Source organism: Streptomyces sp. V4I2, assembly GCF_030817655.1.
Classification (GTDB): Bacteria; Actinomycetota; Actinomycetes; order Streptomycetales; family Streptomycetaceae; genus Streptomyces; species Streptomyces plumbiresistens.
In genome coordinates this window covers 4,879,110-4,905,314 of the sequence record NZ_JAUSZM010000003.1, presented here as the reverse complement: position 1 = coordinate 4,905,314, position 26,205 = coordinate 4,879,110, and the positions used below count along the sequence as shown (strand labels likewise).

General features: G+C 70.1%; 27 protein-coding genes and 3 pseudogenes. 11 read left to right on the top strand and 19 right to left on the bottom strand.

What is annotated here, in order from left to right:
• The first annotated feature begins 41 nt into the window (after positions 1 to 41).
• The 3 genes from QFZ76_RS23045 to QFZ76_RS23035 all read left to right on the top strand — a co-directional run bounded on the left by QFZ76_RS23045 (position 42) and on the right by QFZ76_RS23035 (position 1,167).
• A complete protein-coding gene (locus QFZ76_RS23045; protein ID WP_307675526.1) occupies positions 42 to 320 on the top strand; it encodes a hypothetical protein in 279 nt (92 codons plus the stop codon).
• Between the two features lie 32 nt (positions 321 to 352).
• Positions 353 to 715, top strand: a complete 363-nt coding sequence (locus QFZ76_RS23040; protein ID WP_307675525.1) for an ANTAR domain-containing protein — start codon at positions 353 to 355, stop codon at positions 713 to 715.
• A gap of 101 nt (positions 716 to 816) precedes the next feature.
• Positions 817 to 1,167 (top strand): ANTAR domain-containing protein, encoded by a 351-nt coding sequence (locus QFZ76_RS23035; RefSeq protein WP_307675524.1) that lies wholly within the window; start codon positions 817 to 819, stop codon positions 1,165 to 1,167.
• A gap of 21 nt (positions 1,168 to 1,188) precedes the next feature.
• On the opposite strand, the gene QFZ76_RS23030 is transcribed toward QFZ76_RS23035, so the two are convergent.
• Positions 1,189 to 1,833, bottom strand: a complete 645-nt coding sequence (locus tag QFZ76_RS23030; RefSeq protein WP_307675523.1) for a hypothetical protein — start codon at positions 1,831 to 1,833, stop codon at positions 1,189 to 1,191.
• Positions 1,834 to 2,247: 414 nt separating this feature from the next.
• Here QFZ76_RS23030 and QFZ76_RS23025 point away from each other — a divergent pair, with 414 nt between their 5' ends.
• Positions 2,248 to 3,066, top strand: coding sequence for a SigB/SigF/SigG family RNA polymerase sigma factor (locus QFZ76_RS23025; protein WP_307675522.1), 819 nt, complete (start codon positions 2,248 to 2,250; stop codon positions 3,064 to 3,066).
• Positions 3,067 to 3,158: 92 nt separating this feature from the next.
• On the opposite strand, the gene QFZ76_RS23020 is transcribed toward QFZ76_RS23025, so the two are convergent.
• From QFZ76_RS23020 to QFZ76_RS23005, 4 genes are all read right to left on the bottom strand, one after another.
• The gene (locus tag QFZ76_RS23020) at positions 3,159 to 3,875 is read right to left on the bottom strand and encodes a GAF and ANTAR domain-containing protein (RefSeq protein WP_307675521.1); all 717 of its coding nucleotides are present in this window, start codon (positions 3,873 to 3,875) and stop codon (positions 3,159 to 3,161) included.
• A gap of 79 nt (positions 3,876 to 3,954) precedes the next feature.
• Positions 3,955 to 4,716 carry a GAF and ANTAR domain-containing protein gene (locus QFZ76_RS23015; RefSeq protein ID WP_307675520.1) on the bottom strand — a complete coding sequence of 254 codons (762 nt, stop codon included), beginning with the start codon at positions 4,714 to 4,716 and terminating at the stop codon, positions 3,955 to 3,957.
• Positions 4,717 to 4,921: 205 nt separating this feature from the next.
• On the bottom strand, positions 4,922 to 5,104 hold the full coding sequence (locus tag QFZ76_RS23010; RefSeq protein WP_266438053.1) for a hypothetical protein: 183 nt from the start codon (positions 5,102 to 5,104) through the stop codon (positions 4,922 to 4,924).
• A gap of 153 nt (positions 5,105 to 5,257) precedes the next feature.
• Positions 5,258 to 7,630, bottom strand: a complete 2,373-nt coding sequence (locus QFZ76_RS23005) for a hypothetical protein (RefSeq protein ID WP_307675519.1) — start codon at positions 7,628 to 7,630, stop codon at positions 5,258 to 5,260.
• A gap of 95 nt (positions 7,631 to 7,725) precedes the next feature.
• On the opposite strand from QFZ76_RS23005, the gene QFZ76_RS23000 reads away from it, so the two are divergent.
• The 3 genes and pseudogenes from QFZ76_RS23000 to QFZ76_RS22990 all read left to right on the top strand — a co-directional run bounded on the left by QFZ76_RS23000 (position 7,726) and on the right by QFZ76_RS22990 (position 9,060).
• Positions 7,726 to 8,148, top strand: a complete 423-nt coding sequence (locus tag QFZ76_RS23000) for a WXG100 family type VII secretion target (RefSeq protein WP_307675518.1) — start codon at positions 7,726 to 7,728, stop codon at positions 8,146 to 8,148.
• Between the two features lie 164 nt (positions 8,149 to 8,312).
• Positions 8,313 to 8,621 (top strand): annotated as a pseudogene (locus QFZ76_RS22995) (GNAT family N-acetyltransferase); the annotation flags it as partial.
• Positions 8,622 to 8,625: 4 nt separating this feature from the next.
• Positions 8,626 to 9,060 carry an alpha/beta hydrolase gene (locus QFZ76_RS22990; RefSeq protein WP_373464338.1) on the top strand — a complete coding sequence of 145 codons (435 nt, stop codon included), beginning with the start codon at positions 8,626 to 8,628 and terminating at the stop codon, positions 9,058 to 9,060.
• A gap of 96 nt (positions 9,061 to 9,156) precedes the next feature.
• Here the strand turns inward: QFZ76_RS22990 and QFZ76_RS22985 are convergent, their stop codons facing one another.
• From QFZ76_RS22985 to QFZ76_RS22940, 10 genes and pseudogenes are all read right to left on the bottom strand, one after another.
• A complete protein-coding gene (locus QFZ76_RS22985; RefSeq protein ID WP_307675516.1) occupies positions 9,157 to 9,642 on the bottom strand; it encodes a hypothetical protein in 486 nt (161 codons plus the stop codon).
• Between the two features lie 30 nt (positions 9,643 to 9,672).
• A complete protein-coding gene (locus QFZ76_RS22980; RefSeq protein ID WP_307675515.1) occupies positions 9,673 to 10,140 on the bottom strand; it encodes an SHOCT domain-containing protein in 468 nt (155 codons plus the stop codon).
• 174 nt (positions 10,141 to 10,314) lie between these two features.
• On the bottom strand, positions 10,315 to 10,761 hold the full coding sequence (locus tag QFZ76_RS22975) for a hypothetical protein (RefSeq protein ID WP_307675514.1): 447 nt from the start codon (positions 10,759 to 10,761) through the stop codon (positions 10,315 to 10,317).
• Between the two features lie 421 nt (positions 10,762 to 11,182).
• Positions 11,183 to 11,827, bottom strand: a pseudogene (locus QFZ76_RS22970) (hypothetical protein); the annotation flags it as partial.
• 3 nt (positions 11,828 to 11,830) lie between these two features.
• The gene (locus QFZ76_RS22965) at positions 11,831 to 12,028 is read right to left on the bottom strand and encodes a hypothetical protein (RefSeq protein ID WP_266438090.1); all 198 of its coding nucleotides are present in this window, start codon (positions 12,026 to 12,028) and stop codon (positions 11,831 to 11,833) included.
• 153 nt (positions 12,029 to 12,181) lie between these two features.
• Positions 12,182 to 13,810, bottom strand: coding sequence for an MFS transporter (locus QFZ76_RS22960; protein WP_307675513.1), 1,629 nt, complete (start codon positions 13,808 to 13,810; stop codon positions 12,182 to 12,184).
• A 110-nt stretch (positions 13,811 to 13,920) separates the two neighbouring features.
• A complete protein-coding gene (locus QFZ76_RS22955) occupies positions 13,921 to 14,415 on the bottom strand; it encodes a hypothetical protein (RefSeq protein WP_307675512.1) in 495 nt (164 codons plus the stop codon).
• A gap of 254 nt (positions 14,416 to 14,669) precedes the next feature.
• Positions 14,670 to 17,360, bottom strand: coding sequence for a LuxR C-terminal-related transcriptional regulator (locus QFZ76_RS22950; protein WP_373464337.1), 2,691 nt, complete (start codon positions 17,358 to 17,360; stop codon positions 14,670 to 14,672).
• Between the two features lie 149 nt (positions 17,361 to 17,509).
• Positions 17,510 to 18,946 carry a DUF2252 domain-containing protein gene (locus QFZ76_RS22945; protein ID WP_307675511.1) on the bottom strand — a complete coding sequence of 479 codons (1,437 nt, stop codon included), beginning with the start codon at positions 18,944 to 18,946 and terminating at the stop codon, positions 17,510 to 17,512.
• Between the two features lie 36 nt (positions 18,947 to 18,982).
• Positions 18,983 to 19,309: a carboxymuconolactone decarboxylase family protein gene (locus QFZ76_RS22940; protein ID WP_307675510.1), complete on the bottom strand. Its 327-nt coding sequence runs from the start codon at positions 19,307 to 19,309 to the stop codon at positions 18,983 to 18,985.
• 319 nt (positions 19,310 to 19,628) lie between these two features.
• Between QFZ76_RS22940 and QFZ76_RS22935 the strand changes: the two genes are divergently transcribed.
• Complete coding sequence (locus QFZ76_RS22935; RefSeq protein WP_307675509.1) at positions 19,629 to 19,997, top strand: amphi-Trp domain-containing protein; 369 nt, start codon at positions 19,629 to 19,631, stop codon at positions 19,995 to 19,997.
• A 359-nt stretch (positions 19,998 to 20,356) separates the two neighbouring features.
• On the opposite strand, the pseudogene QFZ76_RS51825 reads toward QFZ76_RS22935, so the two are convergent.
• Both QFZ76_RS51825 and QFZ76_RS22930 read right to left on the bottom strand, forming a co-directional pair.
• Positions 20,357 to 20,464, bottom strand: a pseudogene (locus tag QFZ76_RS51825) (4'-phosphopantetheinyl transferase superfamily protein); the annotation flags it as partial.
• A 243-nt stretch (positions 20,465 to 20,707) separates the two neighbouring features.
• On the bottom strand, positions 20,708 to 20,854 hold the full coding sequence (locus tag QFZ76_RS22930; protein ID WP_307675508.1) for a hypothetical protein: 147 nt from the start codon (positions 20,852 to 20,854) through the stop codon (positions 20,708 to 20,710).
• Positions 20,855 to 21,058: 204 nt separating this feature from the next.
• On the opposite strand from QFZ76_RS22930, the gene QFZ76_RS22925 reads away from it, so the two are divergent.
• Entirely contained in the window at positions 21,059 to 21,430 is a 372-nt protein-coding gene (locus QFZ76_RS22925) for a hypothetical protein (protein ID WP_307675507.1), read from the top strand.
• Positions 21,431 to 21,827: 397 nt separating this feature from the next.
• On the opposite strand, the gene QFZ76_RS22920 is transcribed toward QFZ76_RS22925, so the two are convergent.
• Together QFZ76_RS22920 and QFZ76_RS22915 are read right to left on the bottom strand one after the other, a co-directional pair.
• A complete protein-coding gene (locus tag QFZ76_RS22920) occupies positions 21,828 to 22,394 on the bottom strand; it encodes a Uma2 family endonuclease (protein ID WP_307675506.1) in 567 nt (188 codons plus the stop codon).
• Between the two features lie 669 nt (positions 22,395 to 23,063).
• Positions 23,064 to 23,447 carry a hypothetical protein gene (locus QFZ76_RS22915; RefSeq protein WP_307675505.1) on the bottom strand — a complete coding sequence of 128 codons (384 nt, stop codon included), beginning with the start codon at positions 23,445 to 23,447 and terminating at the stop codon, positions 23,064 to 23,066.
• A gap of 266 nt (positions 23,448 to 23,713) precedes the next feature.
• Between QFZ76_RS22915 and QFZ76_RS22910 the strand changes: the two genes are divergently transcribed.
• Both QFZ76_RS22910 and QFZ76_RS22905 read left to right on the top strand, forming a co-directional pair.
• A complete protein-coding gene (locus QFZ76_RS22910; RefSeq protein ID WP_307675504.1) occupies positions 23,714 to 24,490 on the top strand; it encodes an aminoglycoside phosphotransferase family protein in 777 nt (258 codons plus the stop codon).
• A 121-nt stretch (positions 24,491 to 24,611) separates the two neighbouring features.
• Positions 24,612 to 26,198 carry an oxidoreductase gene (locus QFZ76_RS22905; RefSeq protein ID WP_307675503.1) on the top strand — a complete coding sequence of 529 codons (1,587 nt, stop codon included), beginning with the start codon at positions 24,612 to 24,614 and terminating at the stop codon, positions 26,196 to 26,198.
• Positions 26,199 to 26,205 lie beyond the last annotated feature (7 nt).

Below are 26,205 nucleotides of genomic sequence, written 5' to 3'. Positions count from 1 at the left end.
CCCGGTATCGATGCTGTGTCCCGCTCCCGGGGAGGCCCACCGTGTTCGTCCTGCTTCTCATCCTCATCGTGGCCCTGTTCGGCTTCGGCTTCCTCAACCCCATCTGGTGGGTGGCCGCGGCAGTGCTGGTCTACGGCGTCACCCGCTACGGCCGCGACCGTGGCGGAGGCCGGAGCCGTGGCGGCAGTTCCGACCTCGGGGACTACCGGGGCTACCAGGAGCGCCGGAATCGTCAGGAACGCTGGGACCGCCGCTACAGCCGTCAGCACCGGGCGCGCTGGAGGCGCGAGGACCGTCGGGACCGTGAACACCGCAGGTGACCTGTGAAGTGGTCCGTTGAGAGGTGTATGCCATGCAACGCACGACCGTGATCCAACAGGAGTGGTGGGATCTCCGGGCCGAGCCCACGTGGGGGAACACGCCGGCGGGGCAGGACGTCGTCGCCCTGCGCGCCGAGAACGACCAGCTGCGGCGGGCGCTGGCCGGCCGTGCGGTGATCGACCAGGCCCGCGGCATGGTGATGGTCCTGACCCCCTGCCGCCGCGGGGCGGCCAAGAAGCTGCTGGTGGATGTCTCACGGCAGTGCGACGCCAGACTTCCGGAGGTGGCCGCGGCCGTGGTCGCCGCCTGGGAGGGCAAGCCGCTCCCGGCACACGTGCAGCGGGCGCTGCGTCGTACGCTGCGGCGATTTCACGCGGAAAGGGAGAGGCCGTGATGCACGCCGCCGACCACCTATGGACAGGATGACTGCCCTGTGAGGTACGCACGATGCACCAGGTGACCACGCCCCGTGAAGAACAGCGATTGTTGAGAACCGTGCCTGCGACGGGGGACGCGGATCTGCTGGCCGAGGTCGTCGAACTGCGCGCCAAGAACGAGCAGTTGGCGCGGGCGCTGGCGAGCCGAGCGGTGATCGACCAGGCGCGCGGCATGGTGATGGCCCTCGCGCCGTGTTCCAGCGAGAGGGCCTGGGACGTGCTGGTGGAGGTGTCGCAGCACTGCAACATCAAGCTCCGGGACGTGGCTGCGGCTCTGGTCGTCACGACGAATGACCGGACGCTTCCGGAGCCGGTACAGCGGGAGCTGCGCCGAGCGCTGCGGGGCCTTCATCTGGCGGACCGCACATCGACGGAGGTCGCAACGAGGCACCGCCGCGACCCTCCGTGACTCCCGTTCCGGCGGGGGCGGCTACTCGGGCCGTTGGGTCCGGGCGTTGTGGGCAAGGCCGTCCGGATGCTCCGTCGTGCGCTCTCCGAGGGGCAGCAGCACCACGCACAGGACGGTCGGTGCGCGGAGGACTCGCCCCGCCTCCTGCCAGCCCCAGGTCTCGAACACGGCACGGGCCTGACGGTCGGACTGATCCACCAAGGTGACGCCGAGCGAAGCCTGATGGTCGGAGAGCAGGCGCTCCTGCAGGCGGCGGGCGAGCCCGTGAGCGTGCTCGTGCGGATGGACGAGGGTCTCGGTGATGGCGAACACATGGCCGGAGGCGGTCAGTTGCTCGAGGTTCTGTGGCAGAGGTCCCTCGAACTCCTGCCACCAGGAGCCGTCGCGCGGCACGGGGAATCCGAGGACACAGCCGGTCAGGGACTGCGCCTCGGCGACCAGCATGTCGAATCCCGGCTGTTGGACGTCGTGTGCCAGACGGCGCAGGAACTCCTGCCGATCCTGGAATTCCTGACCGGCCGGGGTGGCGGAGGACTCCACGTAGAGATCCGCCAGGTCCTCTCGCATCCCCTCTGCCTGCCATCGGTTCAGTCGGCGCAGCCGCACCGTGTCCATGGCGGTCGGCTTGGAGCCTTCGGGTTCGTGGGGTTGCCGCGGAGTCTGCATGGGGCGCCTCGTTTCAGGAGACCGGAAACGTGCGGGAGTGCCATCGTGGCCGATGGGCGGTGCGGCGCCTGGGTCTGGGACGTCGTTCAGCAGCATAGCCCCGGATCGGCGCCACGCCGGGGCCCGTCGGGGACACGGGGGCACTGGGGCGTCGGCGGATGAACGGTGCGGTGCCGACGGCGCGGATGGCGGCCGGGGCACCGCCCGCACGCGTTGCTCTCGCCCGCATGTCGACCGTGAGCAGCCGCAGTTGCGTGGCCCAGTTCCTGTTTGGAAGCGGGCTGCCCGGGCACTCACCCGGTGTGCTTCAGACCGGAGGCACGCCCGTGGGGGCAGCTGTCGCTGCTCCCCAGTGTGCTGCGGTCTGCCGGCTCCCACGGTGAGCGACGCCAGCGACCGGGGAGACACGTGCCCATGCCTTACGCACGCGCACAGAGCCCACGAAGCACGCACCCCTATGACGACGCTCCGGACACCGATGCCGCGTTCCGCCGTATCACCGCTCTCCCGGACGGCCCGGAGAAGTCCGCGCTGCGGCAGGAGGTGGTGTGCGCCTGGGCGCCGATGGCCGTACGGCTCGCCGGGCGCTTCCGCCATCGCGGCGAGTCCTTCGAAGACCTCAAGCAGGTCGCCCAACTCGGCCTGGTCAAGGCAGTGACCCGCTTCGACCCGGACCACGGAACCGCCTTCCCGAGTTTTGCCGTACCGACGATCCTCGGCGAGGTGAAACGCCACTTCCGGGACCATCTGTGGGGCGTACATGTGCCGCGACGCGTACAGGAGCTGCGCGGCCGGGTCCGTACCGCCGGCCATGAGTGCGCTTCGCTCTACGGCCGTGAACCCTCCGTTCACGAGATCGCCGCGCACACCGGCCTCACCGAGGCGGAGGTACGGCTGGGGGAGGGGGCGATGGAGAGCTTCACCACGCAGTCCCTGGACGCCGGACCCGGCCGCTCCGAGCACAGTCACCCACTGACCGACACTCTCGGTGGCACGGAGCCCGGCTTCGACCTGATCGTCAACCGTCAGGCACTCCGCCCGCTGCTGCGGGCACTGCCCGAACGCGAACGACAGATCCTCTACATGAGGTTCTTCTGCGAGATGACGCAGGATCGGATCGCCCTGCAGCTCGGTCTCTCGCAGATGCACGTCTCCCGTCTGATCACCCGCACCTGTGCGCGCCTGCGCGACCAGGTGATGGCCGAGGCACACGACGGCAGGAGGGCGGTGTGACGACGTCCCGGTGCACGGGCGGCGCCGGACTGGCCGGGCCGGGGCCCGACGGCCTCGCTCGGCGCTGGGGGCTGGGGGCTGTGTGGCGTACGTCAGGACCCCAGACCGGCGAGGGGTTCGGAGTCGTCGATGAAGGAGCGGGCCACGTCGACCAGGCGCCGGTTGTGGGCGCGGGCGTAGCCGCGCAGCGCGGTGAACGCCTGCTCCATGTCGATGCCCTGGCGTTCGGCGAGCTTCCCCTTCGCCTGTTCGATCAGTACCCGGCTGTTCAACGCCATCTGCAACTGTTCGTTGAGCACCGTGCCGCGGTGGACGGTGCGTTGTTGCAACAGGCTGATGGTGGCGACGTCGGCCAGGGCCTGGGCGACGGGCGTGTAGGCCGGATCGAACGGGCCGGGAGTGGTGCGGAAGAGATTCAGGGCGCCGACGACCTCGTCCCGCAGACGCATGGGCAGGGCCTGGACCGCCCCGAACCCGCCGCGCTGGGCCGCCACCGCGAAGCGCGGCCAGCGGGCGGTCTCCGTACCGAGATCGGGGACGATCACCGGTGTGCCGGTGCGGCAGCACTCAAGGCAGGGGCCTTCGTCGTTCTGGAGCTGGAAGAGCTCCAGCAGGCGCACCTGTTCGTCCGAGGCGGCCATGACGCGGAGTTTGCCGTCCCGGTCGGCGAGCAGCACCCCCGCGGCGCTCGCGTCGAGCATGCCGACGCAGCGGTCGGTCAGCAGGCGCAGGAAGTCGATGAGGTCGAAGTCGGCGACCAGATTGTCGGCCAGCTCGACGAAGGTCTTGGCCAGAAGCTGTTGATCCATCGTGGGCACCCTCGATTGAGACCGGTCCCGGCCTGAACGGGCGGGAAATGCGGCGCGTTCGGCGGTCGGCAGTCATGCGTCAGGTTCTCTCATCTTCCTCGTTCGGCTCCGCGTCCGGAGAGAAACGGACTCGGCGGGCCACCACGTCGGCGGCCACGTCGGCGAGCCGGCGGCCCCTCATATACGCGTAGGCACGAAGTCTGACGAAGGCTTCTTCGATGCCGACTCCGAGCTGGGCGGTGAGCATGCCGCTGGCCTGGTCGATCTCCGCGCGGTACGCGCCCAGGTCCTCGAAGCTCTGGTCCGGCATCGGACCGCCGGTCGGCGCGCCCGTCTCGTCGATCCTCGTGTCGAGCAGGACCAACGTCGCGAGGTCGGCGAACGCCAGTGCGTCGGCCAGTTCCTCGGCGTCCAGCGCGGTCGGCACGTTGGCATACAGGTCCAGGACTCCAGGGCTGATCGCCCCCAGCTGCAGGGGGAGCGCGAAGACCGCGCGGGCTCCGGCTTCCAGGGCCGCGTCGGCGAACACCGTCCAGCGGTTCTGCAGGTCACGGGTGAGCAGATCGGGTGTCAGGACGGCCGAGCCGTGCAGGAAGGCATCCACGCAGGGCCCTTCGCCCAGGGTGAGCTGGAGCTCTTCCAGTTGCTCGCTGATGGCGTCGGTGCTGCACAACGGATGGCTCGGCGCGGACCGGTACATCGCCGACAGCCCGGCCCCGCCGACCGGCAGCGCGGCCACGGCCGCGGTGCACACGTCCACCACACCGACCCGCGCACCACGCCGGACCGCCTGCTCGGCCACCAGCATCCGAACGCGGGACGACCGCCTGTCAGTCCCCACCCGGGCCACCCCTTCCAGGCGTTGTGACGAGGCCGTCCGTCCTGGCCGCGGTTCGTTCCCCGGTGGGCCGTACCAGCGCACGGAACGTGGTCGGTCAGCAGCCGCTCCGGCAGACGACGGGCCAGACGCCGGTGCTGCGGGTGCGGCCGGACCATGACGTCACCGAACGCGAAGGCGCTGCCAAGCCCTGAGTTGGGTTCCCTGCTCAGCGGCGACGTCCACTTCCCCGGGGGGACCGGCCGGCCCCTACGCCGGCCATGTGCACGGCGAGGAAAGCAAGGCCGACGAACATGAGACTCGTCGGACTGAAGATCGTATCTGTCGACGTCTCCGTGACGCGGATGATGAAGGCGATGACGAAGAGCGCGCCCGCCACGAATGCCAGCATCTGTCTTCTCCTGCCGATGGACGGTGAATCACCGGTGAACCCGGTGGCTGCGCCGCTATCAGCTGGCTTCCCCGTACGGTGCCGATCAGTCGTGCGAATCCGGTGCCAGGTGGTGATGTCGGCGGGAAGGCTCGGTAGTCGGCACCTTCTCGATCAGCTCTCCGGCTGCCGCGCCAGATAGTCCTTGAGGCGTGCGTGCCGGAACTCGTAGAAGGGCCCTGTCTCTCGCAGTACGTCCCGTTCGCGGGCGTCCTCGAGGAAGCGCATCGCCCTCAGCGGGAGGACACGCAGCACCCACAGCTGCACGAACACGACCATGGTCCGCCAGCTGTTGGACACGGTGAGGCCGGCCGCGGTCCCGGTCACGACACCGACCACCACTCCGGTGATGAGCCCGACCGGTATCGCGACCCCGAGAGGATCGTGCCGGGCGGTGGCAAGGGCATCGGTGAGCCCGGCCGCGAACCCCATGGCGAGTCCGAAGACGACGCCCGTGGAGAGGCTGTGTCTCCGGTCCTCGTTCCAGGCGGACTTCGGGCCCACGGGGGAGTCGGCGTTCGGCGCGATCCGGGCGAAGCCGTCGAGGAGGCCGAACGCGAGGACGTAGGCGATGCCGATGGCCAGGCCGACGACGAGCCCGCGCCGCGTGCCCTGGGCGAGGCCGAGCGGGATACCGCCCGCCAGACCGGCCGGGAGCCCGGTGGCGAGCCCGGCCGGGAGTCCCACCACCAGTCGGCCCAGGAAACGCTTCAGGGGCGATGCCTGTGACCTCGTGGTGGCCTCGGGAGGAGTCAGGTCCAGCAGGCCGGCGGCGAAACCGGTCCCGATCCCGGCTGTCAGGGCAGCCACCGGCGCCGCGATCACAGCCACGACCGGTCCGGATGCGGGGCCGACGGTCAGCGCCACCGCGCTCCCGACCGCGAGCCCGGACATCAACCCCATCCCGGCGTTGAAGCCTGCCCTCTCGGAGCCTCGAAGCAGATTGACATGCGCGGCGCGCCGTTCGGTGACGATTCCGGTGGCGAGCCCGAGCACCGCACCGGCCACCGCGGCCGGAAACACCCCGATGACCGTCCGCTCGCCGAGTTCGTTGGTGAACCGGCCCACGAGAGCGGCGATCAGCCCCGCGGCGAGACCGCCGCCGGCTATCCCCGCGAGGATCCGCCAGGCGGCGGAGGCCCACTCGTGCATGCGCCACCACGCCAGTTCCTGTGCCTCGTCGCCGGTCATCCGCTTGGCGATGCGGCCGAGCCAGCGCTGCGCCTGGTCCAGGGTGTACGGGGTGGAGGCGTTGGGGCGGTCGGGAGGGTACGCCCGGTGCAGGATCTGCTTGAGGAGACGGTCGTGGATGTCCTCGGGAGTTCTGAACCGCCCGGGCGTGAGCAACTCCTCCACCAGCGCGGGGAATCCGTCGATCTCGCCATGGGGGAACGCGTCCCGCAACAGGGTCAGCATCAGAGGCGTACGGAGGGCCCGTGCCAGTACACCGTCGGGCTCTTCTCGGACGCGCTCGGCGAGCGGCTGCCGGAGGTGCAAGTGGATTCCATCGGGCTGCCAGGCTGAGAGACAGTCCGCCGCCACCGCGGCCGGCACGGGTTGGAGTTCGAGTACGGCGGCCCTGGACAGTCGCCGCATCCGCGCCGCTTGCGTGAACTGCTCGTTCCTGCTGAAGATCACCAGCCGGATGTTCTCGCTCAGATCGCGCAGGGCGAGCAGCGCCGCGTCCCGCTGCTCGGGGTCGATGTCGTCGAAGCCGTCGAGGAACAGCGCGATGCGCCGCTCGCAGACCAACTGTGCTGGAGTCCGCGTGCTCAAGGAGGGCGCACGCAGGGCTTTGAAGTCACTGACGAGCCGGTCGGCGAGCCAGTCCTGCACCCTCTGACTCTTCGGGTTCCAGCCCTTCGGAGTGAGCAGCACCGGAACCGGCACCCGCTCGCGCTCCCGCTCGTCCTCGATGCCCTGGCGCTCCTGAACGGCTTTCAGAACGGTGAGAACGGCGGCTGCGGACTTGCCCGATCCGGGCTCACCGAGCACGACCACTCGACCGCTTCTCACCCCGGCGTAGACGTTGAACAGCTCGCCGAGACCGCCTTCTGCCAGCATGGCCGGTGAGGCGGGCTCGGCGTTCGGCAGAACCGCGAAGCGCGGCGAACCCACACCATGTTCGGGGCGCATGAGGTCCTCGGGTCGTCCGAAAACCCGGTGGCGTGACCACATCCAGCGGACCGGCACGGGCTCGTGCTCGACCAGATTCCGAGCGCGCTGCCGCTGATCGTAAAGCTCGACGGCCTCCCTCGCGAGGGCGTCCGCCGCCTGCGCCGACGTCCTCGGCGAGTCGTCGGCAGTGCCGGAACCGTCCATCAGGAGGGCCCAGATCCCCAGCACCAGCGAACCCAGCAGCTCCGCCGCGGCACCGCTGACCAGGGCAACCAGTTTCTCGCTGTCGACGAAGGCGAGGATGACGGAGAATCCGGCCGCGACGAGCAGCGCGAATGCTCCCGACGCCGCCCTCCGTCTGCGACTCAAACCACGGAAAGGGGACGGCATATGACGGAGTGTGACAAGGTCCCGGCAATGCCGCCACCACTTTCGGACAGCCGCTGACGGGCGTACGGGCCCCCATGGGCGTATGTGGCGCGGGCGCGGGCCAGGAGGGCGGCGTCGATCTGAGGGTGTCGGGCCAGGACCTCACCAAACTGGCCGATGACCTCGACGACATGCAGGACTACCTGGACAAGCAGATCAAGCGAATGGACGCGATCGTCGACCGCATCGAGGCGGGTTGGCGAGGACCGGCGGCGACGGCGTACCGCGGGTTCCACCGGGCGGCGGCCGAGGACGCCGTGCGCATCCGTGAGGTGATCCGGCACCTCGAGCAGGCAGTACGCCTGAGCCGTGACGGCTTCACGGAACGGGAACTGGACGTGATGGCCCAACTGCGGGCGATCGCCGTGGACATCGACACCGAGGTCGACAAGCTCTCGACACCGAACCCGGAGGCCACCGGGCCCGTCCCTCCACGCAGCAGCCTCGATTCCTTCTGACGGCCTCTTCAAGAGTGCCTCCGAGAGCCCCTGCGGCAACCGCGACGACATCTGTGAAACGGGGAACCATGCCGACCGGAAGCGCGGACGACGACCGCATAACCTGCGGCATGAACGCCAAGGCGTACGACGTCACCAGCATCGGCCGTACCGGATCCCCGGGGCTGGACCGTTCTCGACGACACGGCTCAGACCCCGGAGCGCGAGACGTAGTCGATCTCCACGGAGCCATCGGCTACCTGTTCCTGCCGGAGACGTGGGGATACGGGTACGCCGCCGAGGCATGCACAGCGGCACTCGACTGGTTCGCCGACGAGCTTCCCGGCGAGCCGGTGGTGCTCTTCACCCAGACCGCCAACGCCCGCTCGATACGTCTCGCGGCGAAGCTGGGGTTCGCTGGGGCAGAGCGGTTCGAGGCCTACGGCGCCGAGCAGTGGCTCGGCATGTGGTCCCCGGTCACGCCGTCCGATTGAGCGCGTGCCCGACAGCGCGGATCCTCAACTTGGACCGGTCCCAGCTGCTCGATCTTTCCGCACCGGCAGCAACTCTGAACTGAGCGTGCAAGACACGTACATCTGCCTGCTGGACCGCGAGCCTGTTGTGATCGGCCATTCCTTCGGTGGCCTCATCACCCAGATGATCGCGGGGCGGGGCCTTTCGGCGGCATCCGTGGCGATCGATCCGGCGCCCTTCCGCGGGGTGCTTCCGCTGCCGGTCTCCTCCCTGCGCGCCGCGCGGCCGGTGCTCGGCAATCCGGCGAACTTCCACCGGGCCGTCCCCCTCATCTACGACCAGTTCCGGTATGCCTTCGCCAATACGGTCAGCGAAGAGGAGGCCAGTACAAGAAGCAGGCACGCAACGAGGCCGCCGTCACCGAAATCACGGAGCTGCCCGGCCGCGGCCACGCGTTGACGATCGACAGCGGCTGGCGCGAGGTCGCCGACACGGCCCTGGCCTTCGTGAGACACTTCGCCGCCCTGAGCGGCGGCTACGTCATGTGACCAGTGCTCACACCCTGTGCGACGGGCGCTGTTCGGACGGTTGGCGCTCTTCGGACAACGGGCGCTCCTCGGACAGGTCGAAGAGGTTGCCGCGCTGGACGACGCACAGGGCCCAGATGATGAAGCCCGAGATCGTGATCATCACTACGGCCCAGACGGGGTAGTACGGGAGGGAGAGGAAGTTGGCGATGATCACGAGTCCGGCGATGGCCACGCCGGCGACGCGCGCCCACGCCGCGGTCTGGAGCAGCCCGATGCTGACGATCACGGCGACCGCGCCCAGAGCGAGGTGCATCCAGCCCCAGCCGGTCAGATCCCACTCGAACACGTAATTGCGCGTCGTGACGAAGATGTCGTCCTCGGCGATGGCCATGATGCCCCGGAAGATGTCGAGCAGGCCGACAAGGAAGAGCATCACGGCCGCGAAGGCCGTCAGGCCGGTTGCCCATTCCTGCTTCGCCGTGTGTGCCGGCCGGGTGTGTGTCGCGGTCATCTTGCGCCTCGATTCATGGTGTGCGGATGCTCAGCGACCGGGGGTGCGGGCGGCGGAGCCGACGTGCTCCGCCGGGCCGTGCCCGGTCAGGACCAGTTCCTTGGCCCTGCGGAACTCCTCGTCCGTGATGTCACCGCGGGCGCGGATCTCGGACAGCTTGCTGAGTTCGTCGGCGCTGCTGGGCCGGCCCGTGCCGCCCGCGGCCTCCTTGATGTGGGCGTCGAAGGCTTCCTGCTGTGCTCGGGCCTGCGCTATTTCCCGGCGGCCCATGTTCTTGCCGCGGGCGATCACGTAGACGAAGACGCCCAGGAAGGGCAGCAGGATGGTGAACACCAGCCAGCCGGTTTTCGCCCACCCGCTCAGCGCGTCGTCGCGGAAGATGTCGCCGACGATACGGAAGAGCAGGACGAACCACATGATCCACAGGAAGAACAGGAGCATGCTCCAGAAGACGCTCAGCAAGGGGTAGTCGTACGCCAGGTACGTCTGCGCGCTCATGTCTTTTCTCCCATGTCTGTTCTCCGTCCCGGGCGCTCGCCCGGCCGCCTTGCGTGCTGTCTGTCCTCAGCGTGGGCACGGCCGGGGGTGGGTGGCCTCACCCGACGCGGGTGAGCCTGCGGGCGGGCCGGCGCTCGGTGGGCACTCGACGGATGCGCTCCCGCGCGGCAGGAATCAGGGTTCGGGCCGCGTACGGCGGGGGACGGCGGCTGTCCGGTACCAGTCGGAGGAGGCGACGTACTGGCCGAGGGCGAGGCCCGAGACGGCCACCAGGAACACGGCGATCAACCAGGAGAGGAACGTGAAGACGGGCCCCAGCTGACCGAACTCCTGGAGGCTGCGCTCCATGGCCGTGGGCACGAACAGGCCGGCGGCCCAGCTCAGCACGACCGTACCCGTGCCGGCCAGCAGGGCTCCCGGCAGCAGGTTCCGCCGGCCGATCCTGCCGCCCAGCAGCAGGTGCTGGGACCACCACCACCACAGCATCGTCGCCGACAGCAGCGACAGCACCCCTCCGATCACCGCGCCGCCGCCGAACCCGCTGCGCAGCGGTGCCTGGACCAGGAGGACGCCCAGCCAGACGAGCAGCCAGAGCAGCCAGCGCCAGGCCGCGGCCCGCACGGTGTCCGGGGCAGGTGCCAGGACCGCTCGCAGACCGCCTGAAGCGCCCGGCTGAAGGCCGTGGCGGACACGAGAGTCACCACCACGCCCACAGCTCCGGCGGCGTCCCGTGGTGTGCCGGTGGCGGTGAAGGCACGGCGTACCTCGTCGAGCGTGTCACCGCGCACCCCCAGAACCGCACGGAGGGAGTCGGCCAGCAGGTCCTGCACCCCTCGGGGAGCGAACGCCGCGACGGTCATCAGCAGCGGGAGCGCGGTGATGAAGGCCTGCGCGGCCAGTCTTACGGAGCCCTCCACGATGTTGAGCGCGGACAGGCGGGGAGCAGCCGGGCCACCGGACCGGACCGCAGGCTCGCCAGGGCCCGCACCACCGCCGTGTGCCTGTGGGAGGCCGGGGCAGGGCCGGGTTTCCTGGCCATGGCTCACGGGGCCGCCGCCCGGTCCTCGTGCCCGGCGGTCGGGCCCGCGGCGGCCGCGAGGATCGCCAGGACGACCAGGGCGATGCCCAGCACGAGCGCCACCGCTCCGACCGTGGGGTGGTTCCAGAGCACCAGCGCCAGCGCTCCGGCCGCGATGACGGCACCGGTGGTCCATGCCCGGTGGTCCGCCAGCCGGCGTCCGGTGGACCCGGTGTGCACTCCGGCGCGGCCCAGCCTCCGGCCGGCGGCCGTCGTGCCCCTGTCCGCCGCCGTGCGGACGGCACGGGCGGGACGTCCGGGACCGTACAGGTACGCGACCAGTGCCGTGATCACCGGGACGACCAGCAGGGTGCGCGTGCTGTCGCGCAGGAACCGGACGAACGTGTCGTAGATCGCCGCGGCCGCGTCGGTGGGCAGCGCCGTGGGCGGGACCGAGTCCAGATACACCCGTCTGACCACGGCCGGCGCGACGAGCAGCACCACCATCATCACGCCGACACCCGTCACGGTGATCATCAACATCACCCGGCGGGCCGGAGCGGTCCACACGGCGAGCGCGGCGAGCGCGGCGAGCACGACGGTCAGGATGGGCAGCCAGGTGCCGAGGATGTCCAGCAGCCGCATCGTGTCCTGCGCCTTGCCCAGTTCCCGTCACTCCGGCAGCTGCCGCATCTCCATGACACGCAGTCCCAGTGACTGGCAGCGTGCCAGCAGCCCGTACAGGTGTGCTTCGTCCACGACGGGGCCGAAGAGGATGGTCTGGCCGGACATCACGACGTGGCCCAGCTCCGGGAAGGCTTTGGCCAGCGTTTCCGACAGGTGTCCCTCGACTCGGATCTCGTAGCGCACGAGCTGTCCTCCCGTGGACTGCCTGGGGCTGCCTGGGACTGCCTGGTACAGGCGGACGGCACTGCTCCCTACGACCGTGCGCCTCCGTGTTCCTTCGGGCCTCACCCGGTACAGGTGACCCGTGGCCCGGCGACGTCGATCACCCCGCTGGACTCAGCGCCTCGATCCGGTCACCCCGGCCGGAGCATCCGCGTCCGGCTGCCGCGGACGGCCGTCCCGGCCGGTCGGCAGGTGGGGAGTGACCAGGAAACTGGCGAGGGCGATGCCGCCGGTGGCCAGGATCGCCGCCTTCAGGCCGTTCAACTGCGCGGAGGCGTAGGAGTCCGTGACGGCCTCGACCTCGGACGGCGGCAGCCCGGCACGCTCGGCCGCCGAGCGCACCTGATCGGTGGGGACGAAGGTGACTCCGGCCTCGAGGGAGACGCCGACCTGCTCGCGGGTCCCCTCGGACAGCTGCGGGTTGTCCTCCACCTGCGTGGTGAAGGCGTGGGCCAGGGCACCGATGAGGATCGACCCGATGAGCGCGGTGCCCAGCGCCGAGCCCAGGTTCTGTGCCGTGAACTGGAGTCCTCCGGCCTCACTGCGTTCCTCCTCGTCCACGCTGGACTGGACGACGTTGCCCAGCTGCGAGGCGAGCAGGCCGACACCCACGCCCAGCAGGGCCATGGCTCCGGCGAACTGGGCGTCGTCGATGACCGGGTCGATGGTGGCCAGCAGCCACACGATGGCCGCCGTCAGGGTCAGCAGGGCCAGCCGGACCACCTGGCGCGGCCCCATCAACCGACCCAGCAAGGTCCCGCACAGGGAGGTCACGAGCATGGTGGCGGACACCGGGAGCAGGCGAAGCCCCGTCTCGAAGGCGTCGAACCCCTGAACCACCTGCAAGTACAGCGGGATGGTGAAGAACAGCCCCAGCAGGATGAGGTTCTGGCTCAGCAGCGTCATCAGGCCGGACCGCAGCACGGGCTTGCGCAGGAGGGAGAGGTGTACGAGTGGGTCGGCCCCCTGGTGCTCCCGACGCCGCTCCCACCACCGGAAGACGGCCAGGACGGCCAGCCCCATGCCGACGACGAACAGCGTCGGGGCGAAGCCGAAGACGGTGAAGGGAGGGTTGCGGGGCTGCACCCATCCCCAGGTGCTGCTCTGCAGCACCCCGAGCACGCCCAGTCCCAGTCCGGCTGCCGAGAGAACGGCACCGACGCCGTCCAGCCGGGGGCGCGGGCCGGTCCGGGGGGACTCCGCGATCACCCGGCGGCACAGCAGGACGGCCACGACGACCACGACCTCGCCGGCGAAGACCAGCCGCCAGGTCAGGTACGTCGTCACCCAGCCGCCCAGCAGCGGGCCGACCGCGATCCCGGCGCCGGCGAGCCCGCCGATGACCGCGTAGGCGATGGCTCGGTCCTTCCCGCGGTACGACTCCGCGACGAGGGCGGCCATGGCCGGCAGCACCATGGCGGCGCCCAGTCCCTCGATGACGGACCAGCCCAGCGTGAGGACCCCCAGCGTGGGTGCCGCGGCGGTCAGGGCCGACCCCACGCCGTAGACGGCCAGCCCCACAAGGAACATGCGGCGACGCCCCAGGATGTCCCCGAACCTGCCGCCGATGATCATGAACGCCGCCATGACCAGCGCGTACAGCGTGATGACGGCCTGGATGGCGGTGACCTCCGTGTCGAAGTCCTCGACCAGCTGACTGATGGACACGTTCATGACCGAGGTGTCCAGGACCATCAGGAACTGGGCCGTACCGAGGACGATCAGAGCCCGCCAGTGCTTCACGCTGTCCACCTCGCCGAGTCGGCCCGATACGCCGGCGGAGTCGGCCGGGCAATGGGCCGACGCACGCGTCTGAGTTCCTCCCATCCCATCCGAAGCGCGCGCCTCGTGCCTCACCCGCCACGGGGGAAGGGCTGCGCCGCGGTGGCTCGCTGCCGGCGTCGGTCGTCACCGATCCCGGGCACCTTCCCGAACTCCTCGCCGACTTCGCCGTCCGCCGTGTCGGGCCGGCCGTGCCCGAAGCAATCGCCTCGCTTCGGCAAGACCACCCCAGGGCCGGCGAGGCGGAGCTCCGGGCCCGGGTGGTCGCTCGCGGCCGTCGGGCCGTTGTGTCGGAGGGCTCCCTCGTGGACGGCCCGTTCCTCGTGCTCATTCCCGTCGCCTTCTGCGCGGCACTGCTCCGCCAGGCACGTACGATCCTGGAACTGGTCACCCTCGACGGCCGCGACCCCACGGCGAGCGCCCGCGCCGCCGAACTCCTCGTCCTCCAGGGCGTGTACGAGGACACCCGGCAGGCGCAGGACGCCGCTCGCCCGCCCCGGACGCGCCGCAGGCGCACCCGCCCGCTGGAAGCGATGGGTGGCCCTTTGGGGCGTCACCCTGCGCATGGCCCACCTCCTCGGCATTCTCGCGCCGGCCGACGAGAGCCAGGACGCGGGCCGACGCGTACGGCGGGTCGCCGTCCAGGGCGACCTTCCTCACCGGCCTGCGCATTGCCGAGAGCCGCTGGCCGGTCCTCGGCATCACCCTGGCGACGGCGTCCGCCGGGGTCGGCGCGCTCCGGTACTGGCGCCGCCACCGGCGCCGTTGACCGTTCTTCAGGTCTTCAGGTCTTCAGGAGGACGCTCTCACCGACGCGCGTTCACAGCAGCCGGAGGTCACGGGCGCGGCGCACGGCGTCGCCCCGCCGGTTCACCGCCAGCTTCCGGTAGACGCTCTTGAGGTGGGTCTTCACCGTGTTCACCGACACGTAGAGGTCGGCGGCGACCTCCTCCGTCGACATCATCCGGGCCAGCCGCTCCAGGACGTCGCGCTCGCGTCCGCTCAGCTCCACCGCGACGAGCGGCGGGGACAGCGACGACTTCGGCCGAGGTTGCTCACCGTGTCGCGGCAGGCCGGGTGTGAGCCAGTCCGCTGCGAGCTCGTGGAGCGGAGGCGTGGCCAGCAGGGGCCGGATCCACGCTCCCGCATCGAGGAACGGACGCCGCAGCCGCTCCCGCCGGGCGTCGAGGAGCGCATGCGCCACGAGCTTGCGGGCGGTGGCGGTGTCTCCCGCCTGCTCCGCGGCCTGCGCCCTCACCAGCGCTGCCCTCACGGTCACCGCCGGACCGGCCCGGCCCCCGGTGCGGATGCTGTCGAGCAGGTCGATGGCTGCCCCGGCACGGCCTGCGGCGACGTGGATCGCCGCGGCCTCCACAGCACACGCCGGCTGGTCGCCGGACACGCCCTGGAGCACCTCGACGGCTTCGTCCGGCCGTCCTTCGGCCAGGTGGGCGGCGGAGGCGACGAGCGCTTCATAGCCCGCCGCCCAGGGTGAGGCCACGGCGGCGGCGACGGCCGGGTCCGCCGCCTCGACAGCGGCTCGTGCCTTGCCCCTGACCAACAGGAGGCGAGCTGTGGCGAGCGCTCGTCCCGCCGCCATCACCGGATCGCGCGTTCCCGACGGGAGCCGGGCCGTCTCGTCGAGGAGGGCGTGGGCCCGGGCCAGCTCATGGCGGTCGACAGCCACGGCGGCCAGGACCAGCTGCCCGATGCCGGAGGCGGACGGCCGGGGCAGGCCGGCCCGCTCCGCCTCGGGCACCGCCGCCAGGGCCTTGCGCTCCGCCCGGCCGGGCCAGCCGTTCAGATAGTCGAGCAGGGCGAGGTGCTCCATCGAGTCCTCCCGTGGCAGCACGGTGGAGGCCCCGCCGGGAGCGCCGGCCGCCGCGGTCAGGGCGGCGCGCGCGTCCTCGAACCGCCCGGCCCACAGGCGGGCCGAGCCCAGATGGGTCAGCAGGAGAGCAGTGAGTTCGGGATGCTTGTCCAGGAGGTGTGCCGGGACCTCCTGCCGCAGTTCATCGGCCCTTTCGGCGGCTCTTTCGGCCCGTGGGGTACATCCGGTCAGCCGGGCGGCCAGTGCCTCGAGCAGCGCACAGCTCAGCCGGGCGGCCGCCGGTTCGCGCGCGTCGTCGGCCAGCTGCTCCTCGGCGTGGCGCAGGCGGGCCAGTCCTCGGTCGAGGTCGTACCAGGACAGGTCGCGGGCCGCGCGTACGAGGTCCGCCGCGGGGCTCCTGGCCTCGGGGCCCATGGGGGAGAACAACTCGGTCAGATCACCCGAGCCCAGGCCGGTGAAGAGCTGCCCGATCGCCAGGTCGTCGACGAGGGCGCCGGCGGTGAAATCCCAGTCGCCCGCGGTGGCCCCGTGGGCGAGTGTCTCCGGCAGGAATCCGGAACGACGCAGCCACCGCGCGGCCCGCCGGTGGAGTTCCGGATCGAGGCCGGGCAGGCGCTCGCGCAGATGGGCCCGGAGTATCTCCCCGAACAGCGGGTGGAGTTGGTACCAGGAGTGCCCGAGGTGCTCGACGAACGCGTTGTCGCGGTGCAGCCCGGCGAGAATGGGCCCGGCATCGGTCCGCAGGGTCAGCGCGTTGGCCAGATCGGGACAGAAACGCTCCAGGACGCTGACCCGCAGCAGGAGGCCCTGGGTCTCCTCCGGCTGTCCCTTGAGGACCTCGGCCAGCAGGAAGTCCGCGACCGTACTGCGGTCCGCCTCGAATTCCTTCAGGTAGAGCTCCGGGTCGGCGCTCTCCAGAGCGGCCAGGGCGGACAGGCGCAAGCCGGCGGCCCAGCCCCGGGTGCGGTCCACCAGGGCGCCCGCGGCGTGGACCGGAAGGCTCAGACCGTGCAGCTCAAGGAGGGCGACGGCCTCTTCCGGCGTGAAGGCCAGCTCGGCGGCGCGGATCTCCGTCAGCTCGCCGGCCGCCCGGTAACGGTGCAGCGGCAGCAGTGGTTCGGTGCGGGTGGCGAGGACGAGGCGCAGGCCACGCCCGGCGTGGTGCAGGACGAAGCCCAGCTGCTCCGTGATCTCCGGATCGGTCACGCGGTCGTACTCGTCGAGTACGAGGATCACGGGTTGGTCGCGGTCGTTCAGCTCGGCGGCGAGCGTCGCCAGCAGCCTCTGGTCCACCCCGGTGGCGTCCGCGGGGACCCCGACCGCGTCGGATGCCGGTGCGCCGCAGGTGCGCAGGGCCTGAAGGACGTATGCCCAGAACACTCCGGGACGCCGGTCCCCCACTTCGACGGTGAGCCAGGCGACCGGTGGCGGCAGTCCGGCGGCCCAGTCGGCGGCGAGCAGGGTTTTGCCGGCCCCGGCCGCCCCGTTGACCAGTGTCAACGGCGTCCCGCGAGCCTGGTCGAGGTGGTCGACGAGCCGCTGCCGCCGCAGGAACGTGGCGGGCCTCGCCGGGAGGGCGAACCGGGTGCGCAGGAACGGGTCTCCCTGGGGATCGGCGCACGGGACGGCCGGAATGATCGGAACGGTCGGTCCTTGGGCGTTCTCGTGGGTCTCGGTCACGGCACTCGCCACCCCTGTCCGCCAGGTCACGTCACGGGTGGCGCTCCCTCCTCCAGCTTCCCAGTCAGTCTCTTCGCCCCGGCGCGCGGCGGTGATCGTCGCCCACAACACCCCGTTGCCCTTCGGCGGGCCGGGTGCCCTCTCTCAGGTCAGGCTGCCGGCAGCTCCTCCGCGGGGAGCCGGCCCGCGCGCACCGCGTCGACCAGGGCCTGGTGGTCACGCTCGTTCTGGTCGGCGTATGCCTCCGCGAAGGTGATGAGTGCGCGGTCGAACGAGTCGCCGCCGCCCAGGTATGCGGCGATCGCGATGCGGTCGCCGGACCGCGCGTGCGCACGAGCCAGCGTGACCCCGCACAGTTCGCCGAACGCCTGCATGTCCTTCGGCCGCATCCGCTCCGGCACGGCGATGCCCTTCCAGTCGCGCAGCTGCCGGACGTAGAAGTCGCGCTGCCTGCCGTCGATCCCGTCCACCCGCTCCCAGCCGAGGAAGATGTCGCTCGCGGCCTGCATCAAGCGCTGGCCCGAGACCACCCGCTCGCCCTGGTTGGGGTAGCGGCTGGAGCCGACGTGTGCGGCGAGCACGGAGGCGTCGGCTTCCTTGGCCTGGAGGAAGAGCGGGTCCTGGTCGTCCCGGCCGAGGAGAAGGAAGATCCAGCACCGGGTTCCGACGCTGCCGACGCCGACCACCTTGCGGGCGACGTCGGCCAGCCGGTAGTCCGCCAGGAGCGTGCGCCGGTCGGAAGCGAGAGTGCGGCCGTACCGCTCGATCAGACCGCGGAACTGATGCTCCAGCGCGCTGCGTTCGACGTCCGGCAGCAGGTCGCCGGCCGGGACGAGCAGCGGGGGATCCGCCGCGATCCTGGGCCGGCCGTCGACCGACTCCGTGAGCTTGTCGAAAGCCTGGAGGCTGTCGCGGGTGCGGGCCTTGGCCATGGCGCGGGCCAGGTTCTTCTGACCACGTTTCGTTCCGTGGAGTCGGCCTGCGAGCAGGGACTCGAGGAGGTCCGCGTCGATCTTCGCGTACCAGACGTCGAGGTTGCCCGTGCCCGCGAAGCGGATCATCGCCTCGCGGTACGAACGGACCGTCGAGCTCACGATGCGGGCGCGCTCGGCGTCGTCGAAGCCGTTCGCCCGGCCCGCGATGACCAGACTCGCCGACAGCCGCTTGACGTCCCACTCCCACGGCCCCGGCAGCGTCTCGTCGAAGTCGTTGATGTCGAACACCAACTGCCGCTCAGGCGAGGCGAGCAGACGGAAGTTCAGCAGGTGCGCGTCTCCGCACAGCTGGGCCGTGAGTCCCGAGGTCGGACTGTCGGCCAGGTCGGACGCCATGATCGCGGCGGCGCCCCGGTAGAAGCGGAACGGGGACTCCATCATCCGGCCGTAGCGGATCGGGACGAGTTCGGGTACCCGTGCCGCGGACTGCGCCTCCAGGATCGCCAGCGGGTCCGGCCGGTCGGAAGAGGGCCTGTACACGGCGTGCCCCGACCGCGGCGAGCGGCGCCGCGCCTCCTTGCCGAGAGCCGCGCGATCCTCGGGCGTGGTGTGAGGTGCCGCGCGCATGGCCGTGGTCGCGTTCTGGGACATCACGGACGCTCCTGTCTGGCGCGTGGGCGGCCGCTCTCAGCCCTGGGATCCGATCTCGGCATCGGCGACGGCGATGGCGATACCGAACGCCGTGGCGATGTTGCCCGCTGCCGTCATGACGCGTGCGGTGCCCACGATGGGTGCGATGGCGACGAGGACGTCCTGCAGTTGTTCGGCGGTCAGACCGGCCTTCATCGCGGGGTCGATATGGGCCGCGTAGGAGATGGGCGGGGCGTCCGCGGCGGCGAGTGCCGCGATGCGCGTGAGGATGAGCAGGTCCGGGGCCAGCCCGCATCGCTCGATCGAGTCGACCGTCATGGCGGCGAGGGTGTCCAGGACAGGGGTGCCGGATGCAGTGGACATGTCGTATGCCCTCCTGGTGAGTTTCGAGCCCGAGGGATATCCCGAGGGACATCCCGAGGGACATATGGGGCAGGAGGGACCCGGTTCCGCGAGTGTGAGCCCCCTCAACCGTAGAACCCATCCGGGCCGCGCGCATGGCGCGCCATCCCGACATGCGCCGCGAACCCGGGAGGACGAGATTGGAGGTAGCCCGACCGGCCGGACGCGAACGCGCGGTCGCGGGGCCGTTCGACACGAAGGAGCCGGCGATGGCCAGTCAGGCGAGGCTGGCCTCGGGCTGCGGCCCGCGACAAAGGCCGTCTCCGGATCGGAGACACCCATGAAGGACCTCAAGTTCGAGCAGAAGCGCTCGCTGTCACGCTTCGAGGCGGCTGACCAGCTCACGGCACTCGCGGCCGCGCTGCGGGAGGGCGGGGAGGCCGAGCTGGAACTCGACCCCGGAACGCTGAGCCTGCAGATCCCCGACGACCTTCGTGGCGAGATGGAGGTCGAGATCGGTGACGGGGAGATCGAGCTGGAGATCGAGTTCAAGTGGCCGACCACATCGACCCGGACAGCGTCGTCGCGGACGACCGCAAGCACGGAGGAGGCCACGACGCGCAAGAGCGTGCCCGCAAAGTCGGGGCGCAGCGGTACGAGCACCAACAGGAGCAAAGGCGGGAAGCGGTCCGTCGCGACAAAGTCCTGAGCCCGCATCCGGCAGATCACGTCGGTCACGCACCGCTTGCGGCCGTAGCGGTCGGTCAGAGTGCAGCGGTCTTCAGGTACGCCAGGTTTTCTCCGGTGCGGCCCGGCCTCCTCGGGGACATCACCTGCCCCGGTCCGTTCTCCCGACGGATACCGCTCAGGTCCAGTCACTCCCCAGATGGGCATGCCTGACCGAGATCCCGGGTGCCGCCGGCCCCGCGACGGCCAGCGCCGCCAGACAGCCGTCCGGCACCGGTACATCGCGCATCGCGCATCGCGCACCGACCAGGCGCCCCGGATCTGGCCGGACGGATCGCGGACGACGCCGTCGTCGGTGAGCACCGGCAGGCCCAGGCCCAGGCCCTGGGTGAGGCGCGCGCCCGCGGCTTTGACCACGGCCTCCTTGCGGGTCCACAGCCGCAGGAAACGTTGGGCGCGTTCCGTGGGTCCGGCGGCCGCAGTTGCCAATGATGTCCCCGCTGCAGGCGCAGTTCCTCGGGAGGAACATCGAGATATCCGGCCAGAATCAGCCGCAATGCTCCATGCGCGATGACGAAACGCCTGCGGTCGGCCTCGAAACGACAGCGTCCGCCGCGCTCGGCCCCACGCCCCGACAGAATCCGGGACAGCGCCGCCACCGCGGCCGGCGGCCCGTCCAGACGTCCACCCTGGGCTCCTCCACGGCAGAGCCGCCGTCTGTCCCGGTCCTTCTCATGTGGGCGCAGGTCGGCCGACGCGGTCGACGAACCTGACCGCGGCCAGGTGGCGGGCGGGCTCGTCGGCGGTCCGCAGGCCGGTGCGCATCGCCAGATTCCATGGTTTGCTGCGCTCGGGACAGGCCGGGGCATCGTTGGTCATGCGGCGCACCCTAACTGGGTGACCACTCCCGGGGGTCTGGCGTAGTCGCGGTTCGGGCCGATCTGGGCGCCGACAGCCGGCGTGGACCCCCAACGGGATCGGCCCCGCGACGCAGCGAGCCAGATGCCGGAAGGTCCTCACCCGAGACCCGCGCCATCCGTCCACAACCTCCCGGGACAGAGCGACCAGCGGCAAGATGGCCCCATGACAAAGCTTTCCGTACGGTCGGTCCGTCTTGCCTCCTCCGGTTCGGTGCTGTCGTTGTGGTCACAGGACTCCGTGTTGTCGATCGGCTCAGTGGGATCGGTGCTGTCCGTGGGGTCCGTCGGTTCGGCCTTGTCCGTCGGTTCGATCGGAAGTGCCCTGTCGGTCGGCTCGATCGGTTCCTCCCTGTCGCTGATCTCAACCGGTTCGTGGCTGAGTACGGGATCGTTGTTTTCCGCGCAGTCGAGGTGGTCGGTGCTGTCCTGGCGTTCCTCCCGAGGTTTCCTGGCCGCGGGGGCGGTAGGGGCAGCGACGGGAGGCGCCCTGCTGTTGGCCCAGATGCTGCACAAGGCCGAAACCGGTACCCAATAACCCTGGTCAGGCCCAGGATGACAACGGCAAGGTCACTGGCACCTGCGAGACGGGAACCGGCTTTCGAGCAGTACCGGCAGGCATGGCGCAGCGCAGCCGCCGCGGGACCGGACAACCTGCTCAGAGGGCGCGCTCCGGTCGTCAGTGACCGCCCTCGTTGATGTCAGCCTTGACGTCGAAGGCCCCGGACCATGATCGGTCCGGAGCCTTTTGGCTGGTGCCCCGGCAGGATTCGAACCTGCGACACCCGTTGCCTGGCATTGCTATGTGGTGCCGTTCTTCCTGGTCGGCTTCGCGTGGCAGACCGATCGCTCCTCCTCGTGGCGCTCCGATCCGGACCGTCCGCTCACGCATCGCTCACGCGCGGAGGCTCGCACTGGTGACGCTTGAGCGCGAGTCAGAGCCGACCGAGGTCGATCTCCACGGTGAAGGGAGCGGAAACCTTGACGACACCGGTGAACATGTCGCCGGTCCGGTAACTGTTTGTCGCCGGGTCGAGGACGTAGGTGTAGATCAGCGGAACGCCGGTGGCGGCCTGCTCGATCCGCCAGTAGAACGCGATACCAGCCTTGGCGTACTGGTCCACTTTCACGATCCGGTCAGTGGTCTCCGACCCTGGCGAGACGACCTCGGCCACCAACAGCACATGCTCGGGGCGAGTGGGTGTGACGTCGATGGTGTCGGCCCGATAGATCACGACGTCTGGGCGGCGGTTGGTGAGTGGCACGTCCTGGAGGCGGACATCGAAGTCCGTGTCGGCGTTCCAGTCCGGTCCGGCCGCGGCATCCAGCGCGTTCGCCAGGATCCGGGCGAGGCGGTTGTGCCGCTTGGACGCACTGGGACTCACGACGACCATCCCGTCCACGATCTCGATCCCCGCGCACTGCTCCTCGGACCAGGAGTCGTACTGTTCCGCAGTGATCTGCTCATGCATCCACGCAGGGGCCATCGTCTCGGCAGTCATGACGCTCCTCCCGGACACCCGTGGGGCGGGCCTGATCCCGCTGTAATCAGCGTACTGTCCCTGTGGGACCCGGGAGTGCCGGACAAATCATTCCTCCGGCGGCGGCGTCCGCCACCACGAGGGTGGCCACTGTGGACCGACACCAACCTGGATGCGGGCTCATCACCGTCGCCAAGCAACTCGTCGTTGACGGCTGGGAGGTGTAGGAGGACGACCCCAAGACCCACGCCGACGCGCGGACCATCGCTTTCGACTCCGACACGGTCAAGGCCCTCAAGCGGCATCGCGCCCAGCAGGACAAGGACCGTTAGGAATGGGGGAGCGCCTGGGCGGAAACGGGTCGCGTCTTCACCAAGGAGAACGGCGAGATGCTCAACCCCGTCACTGTCACGCGGCGGTTCGTCGAACTGCATGAGGAGATCGGCCTCCCACCCGTCCGGCTCCACGATCTCCGCCACGGCACGCGACGCTGGCCCACGCGGCCGCCGACCTGAAGGACATCCAGGAGACTGCCCGAGGCGGCTCTGGCGATCGCCGAGGCTGTAGCCCGGCTCGTACCTCGGGCTCGTGCCGTCCCCGAAAAAGCCGCTTCCGCAGCGGCGGGCGAGCGAGACAAGGCGGAAGTGTCCGTGCCGGATGACGCTGATCCGGCGGGCGGCATTCGGGAGATCAACTCCCCGTCCGCTCACGCAAACGGCCCCGGACCAGAAGCCCGAGGCCGCCTCCGTCAGAGGCGCTGGAGCCCTCCGCCGACCTCCGCTGACCGGGCCACAGATCGTCATAGGCGGCGTTCATGAACTCGACCTGCGCCCTGTGCAGTACGGCCCTGTCGGCGCCTTCGCCGCGAGCCGCCTCGGTCAGGCGGGCGGTAAAGCGGTAGGCGGCACCGCGCAGTGGCTCGGTCCTGGCAGCGAGATCGATCTCCGCATGCGCGAGCCACATGTCCTCCACGAGTTCAGTGATCGCATTGTCTGCGCCACCGCTACCTCCGTGTGGAAGGGCCGACGTGGCCTTCTGCACCCGGAACGCGATGTCCAGGAACTTCAGGATCACGACCTTGAGCTCAGAGCGGTGCGCGGTTGACTGCTGGGCCTCCAACTGGCGCGAACTCGCCCGCGACGCCAAGTACTGCCCGAAGAGCGTCCCGACCGCACCCAACGCGACACCTGCCAAAGACAGCACAGCCGGTCCCAGAGAGTCCCAAGATCCCATGGCCCCGAGTCTCTCAACAGCCCTATGCCGGTGGCCAATTACGCGGCGTCGAGCAGCACACCACGCAATAATCCGCATGCCGCGCGTCCGGGCTGTTGGATAGCGGCGTGCCGGTGACGAACGAAGACGTGTTGCAGGATCACGCTCACCGACAGGTCGTGCGCATCGGCGACACCGTCCGCAGGCCCGCTCAACCCTGGACGCAGACCGTGCACGCGTTGCTGCGCCATCTTGAAGCGGTGGGCTTCCCTTATGCCCCGAGGGCTCTGGGATTCGACGAGGAAGGCCGCGAGGTTCTCAGCTACATCGAGGGGGAGTCGGGGCCGCTGGGGTGGGCCAAGGTCGTCCAGGACGAAGGCTTGACTGCCTTCGCCCGGCTGCTGCGCGACTACCACGACGCAATTGCTGACTTCGTCCCGCCCGACGAGGCCGCCTGGGCGGTCGGCTCGGTCACGCCCGCCGACGGTGAAGTGATCTCCCACGGCGACTTCGGCCCATGGAACGTGGTCTGGCAGGGCCACCGGCCTGTGGGCATCATCGACTGGGACTTCGCCCGCCCAGCAGCACGTTTGCATGACGTTGCCTACGCCCTGCAGTACGTCGCGCCGTTCCGGGACGATGCCGAGTGCCTGCGATGGCTGCACTTCGCGCAGCCGCCCAACCGCCGCCGGCGCCTGGAAGAGTTCTGCACCGCCTACGGCCTCTCCTCCACCGACGGCATCGTCGACGCCGTCATCGCCGAGCAGCAGGCGAACGCCGAAAGAGTGCGCCGTCTCGGCGGCCTCGGCCACGAACCCCAGGCTACGTGGGTGGCTGAGGGATACCTGCGGGACCTCGAACACAAGGTGGCATGGAGCCGAGCGCACCGGCACCTGTTCGAGTAACGGCTTGCCCCGCTCCGCCCACCGCCTCACCCGGGTCGCCGAGGCGCCGCCCGTGGCGGCCACAACCCGGACTTCGAAAGGGCTTGTCCGGTACATCGCCGCACCAGGAAGATCGTCGATCGTGCACCTCAACGAACTCAACGCTCTCGAACGGCGGTTGTGGGACTCCTTCTCTCAAGGACGCACCGTCGACGTCCTCGAAGACCCGGCATCGGCGGAAGTGGTGGTCCGGGCCGACGTCATTGCGGCGCTGTTGCTGGGCGCCGGCGTTGATCACGCTCCGGGGGACCGCCCTGCACTGCGCCTGACCGGTGCACGTATCACAAGCCGCCTGGATCTCCGGTTCACCGAGATCGCCGTGCCTGTCGTCCTGACCGACTGCCGCTTCGACGAAGCGCCCTATCTGCAGGGCGCTCGGACCCGCGAGTTGGTCATGACCGGCTGCGGTCTACCCGGTCTCGTCGCCGAAACTGCGCAGATCGACGCCCGGCTGGTGCTCTCTCGCTGCCACATGACGGGGCCTCTGGTGCTCACCCGCACCCAGATCAACGGCGATCTGGACCTTCGTGACACTGTGATCACGTTCCCCGACGGCGAGGCGATATCCGCCGTCCACGCCCAGGTGGGCGGCGATGTGTTGTGCACCAACCTGGCTGTCGAGGGGCGCTTCCGGCTGTCCGGAGCGTCCATCGACGGCGAGTGCGATCTGGAGGGCGCTTCGCTACGCGACCCCGGCGGTCACGCCCTGGACGCCTACCACGTCCAGATCACCGAGGACTTCACCTTCCACCCGGGGTTCAGCGCCGAGGGTCGGATCATCCTCTCCGGTGCCACGGTCGGGGCAGCCATCGGCTTCTGCGGGGCCCGGCTGAGCAACCCCGGCGACACCGCCCTGGAAGCGGTCGATGTCATGGTCAGCCGCAACTTCGACCTCGGCCGCGGCCTCACCGTCGACGGCGGCATCAAACTCGACGGCACGCGCATCGGTACGGAACTCAGCTTCCGCGACGCCAGCCTGGCCCACGCCGACGGCACCGCTCTGTCCCTGCGTGCGACCCAGGCCCGGGAAACTGACCTGCGCACCCAGCGGCCGATCGATGGCGTGGTGGACGCACGTAACGCCCGACTGGGGACGCTATACGACGCCCCAGGCACCTGGCCCGCCGACCTCCGGCTGGCCGAGACGACGTACGACGCCCTCGCGTTCCCGCTGCCGGCCGCCGAGCGAGTCCGATGGATCCGGCGCACCAGCGGCGGCTACCTCCCACAGCCGTATGAGCAACTCGCAGCGGCTTACCGGAAGCTCGGGCACGAAGACGAAGCCCGTACGGTGCTCCTCGCCAAACAGCGCCACCGCCTTACCACCCTCTCCCCGCACACCCGCGCCTGGGGTCATGTCCAGGACGCAGCCGTCGGCTACGGCTACCGGCCGCTCCGCGCAGGTCTGTGGCTGGTGGCACTGCTCATCTGCGGCGCGCTGTTCTTCGGCCTGTATCCCCCCGCCCCGCTCGAAGCCGGCAAGGCACCGGAGTTCAACGCCATCTTCTACGCACTCGATCTGCTGGTGCCGATCATCACGTTCGGGCAGGAAGGCGCCTTCGCGCCACGCGGCACCGGGCAATGGCTGGCCTATGGACTGATCGCGGCCGGATGGATCCTGGCCACCACGGTCACCGCCGGTATATCCCGCGCGATCAGCCGCCAGTGACCGATCT

Coding starts and splice junctions, on each gene's coding strand:
- QFZ76_RS23030 (WP_307675523.1), bottom strand. CDS start 1,833: ATGCAGACTCCGCGGCAACCCCACGAACCCGAAGGCTCCAAGCCGACC.
- QFZ76_RS23000 (WP_307675518.1), top strand. CDS start 7,726: ATGGGCGTATGTGGCGCGGGCGCGGGCCAGGAGGGCGGCGTCGATCTG.
- QFZ76_RS22945 (WP_307675511.1), bottom strand. CDS start 18,946: ATGTCCCAGAACGCGACCACGGCCATGCGCGCGGCACCTCACACCACG.
- QFZ76_RS22955 (WP_307675512.1), bottom strand. CDS start 14,415: ATGCGCAGGGTGACGCCCCAAAGGGCCACCCATCGCTTCCAGCGGGCG.
- QFZ76_RS22935 (WP_307675509.1), top strand. CDS start 19,629: ATGAAGGACCTCAAGTTCGAGCAGAAGCGCTCGCTGTCACGCTTCGAG.
- QFZ76_RS23020 (WP_307675521.1), bottom strand. CDS start 3,875: ATGGATCAACAGCTTCTGGCCAAGACCTTCGTCGAGCTGGCCGACAAT.
- QFZ76_RS22980 (WP_307675515.1), bottom strand. CDS start 10,140: ATGAGCGCGCAGACGTACCTGGCGTACGACTACCCCTTGCTGAGCGTC.
- QFZ76_RS22920 (WP_307675506.1), bottom strand. CDS start 22,394: ATGACTGCCGAGACGATGGCCCCTGCGTGGATGCATGAGCAGATCACT.
- QFZ76_RS23025 (WP_307675522.1), top strand. CDS start 2,248: ATGCCTTACGCACGCGCACAGAGCCCACGAAGCACGCACCCCTATGAC.
- QFZ76_RS22985 (WP_307675516.1), bottom strand. CDS start 9,642: ATGACCGCGACACACACCCGGCCGGCACACACGGCGAAGCAGGAATGG.
- QFZ76_RS22930 (WP_307675508.1), bottom strand. CDS start 20,854: ATGACCAACGATGCCCCGGCCTGTCCCGAGCGCAGCAAACCATGGAAT.
- QFZ76_RS23040 (WP_307675525.1), top strand. CDS start 353: ATGCAACGCACGACCGTGATCCAACAGGAGTGGTGGGATCTCCGGGCC.
- QFZ76_RS22940 (WP_307675510.1), bottom strand. CDS start 19,309: ATGTCCACTGCATCCGGCACCCCTGTCCTGGACACCCTCGCCGCCATG.
- QFZ76_RS23010 (WP_266438053.1), bottom strand. CDS start 5,104: ATGCTGGCATTCGTGGCGGGCGCGCTCTTCGTCATCGCCTTCATCATC.
- QFZ76_RS22925 (WP_307675507.1), top strand. CDS start 21,059: ATGACAAAGCTTTCCGTACGGTCGGTCCGTCTTGCCTCCTCCGGTTCG.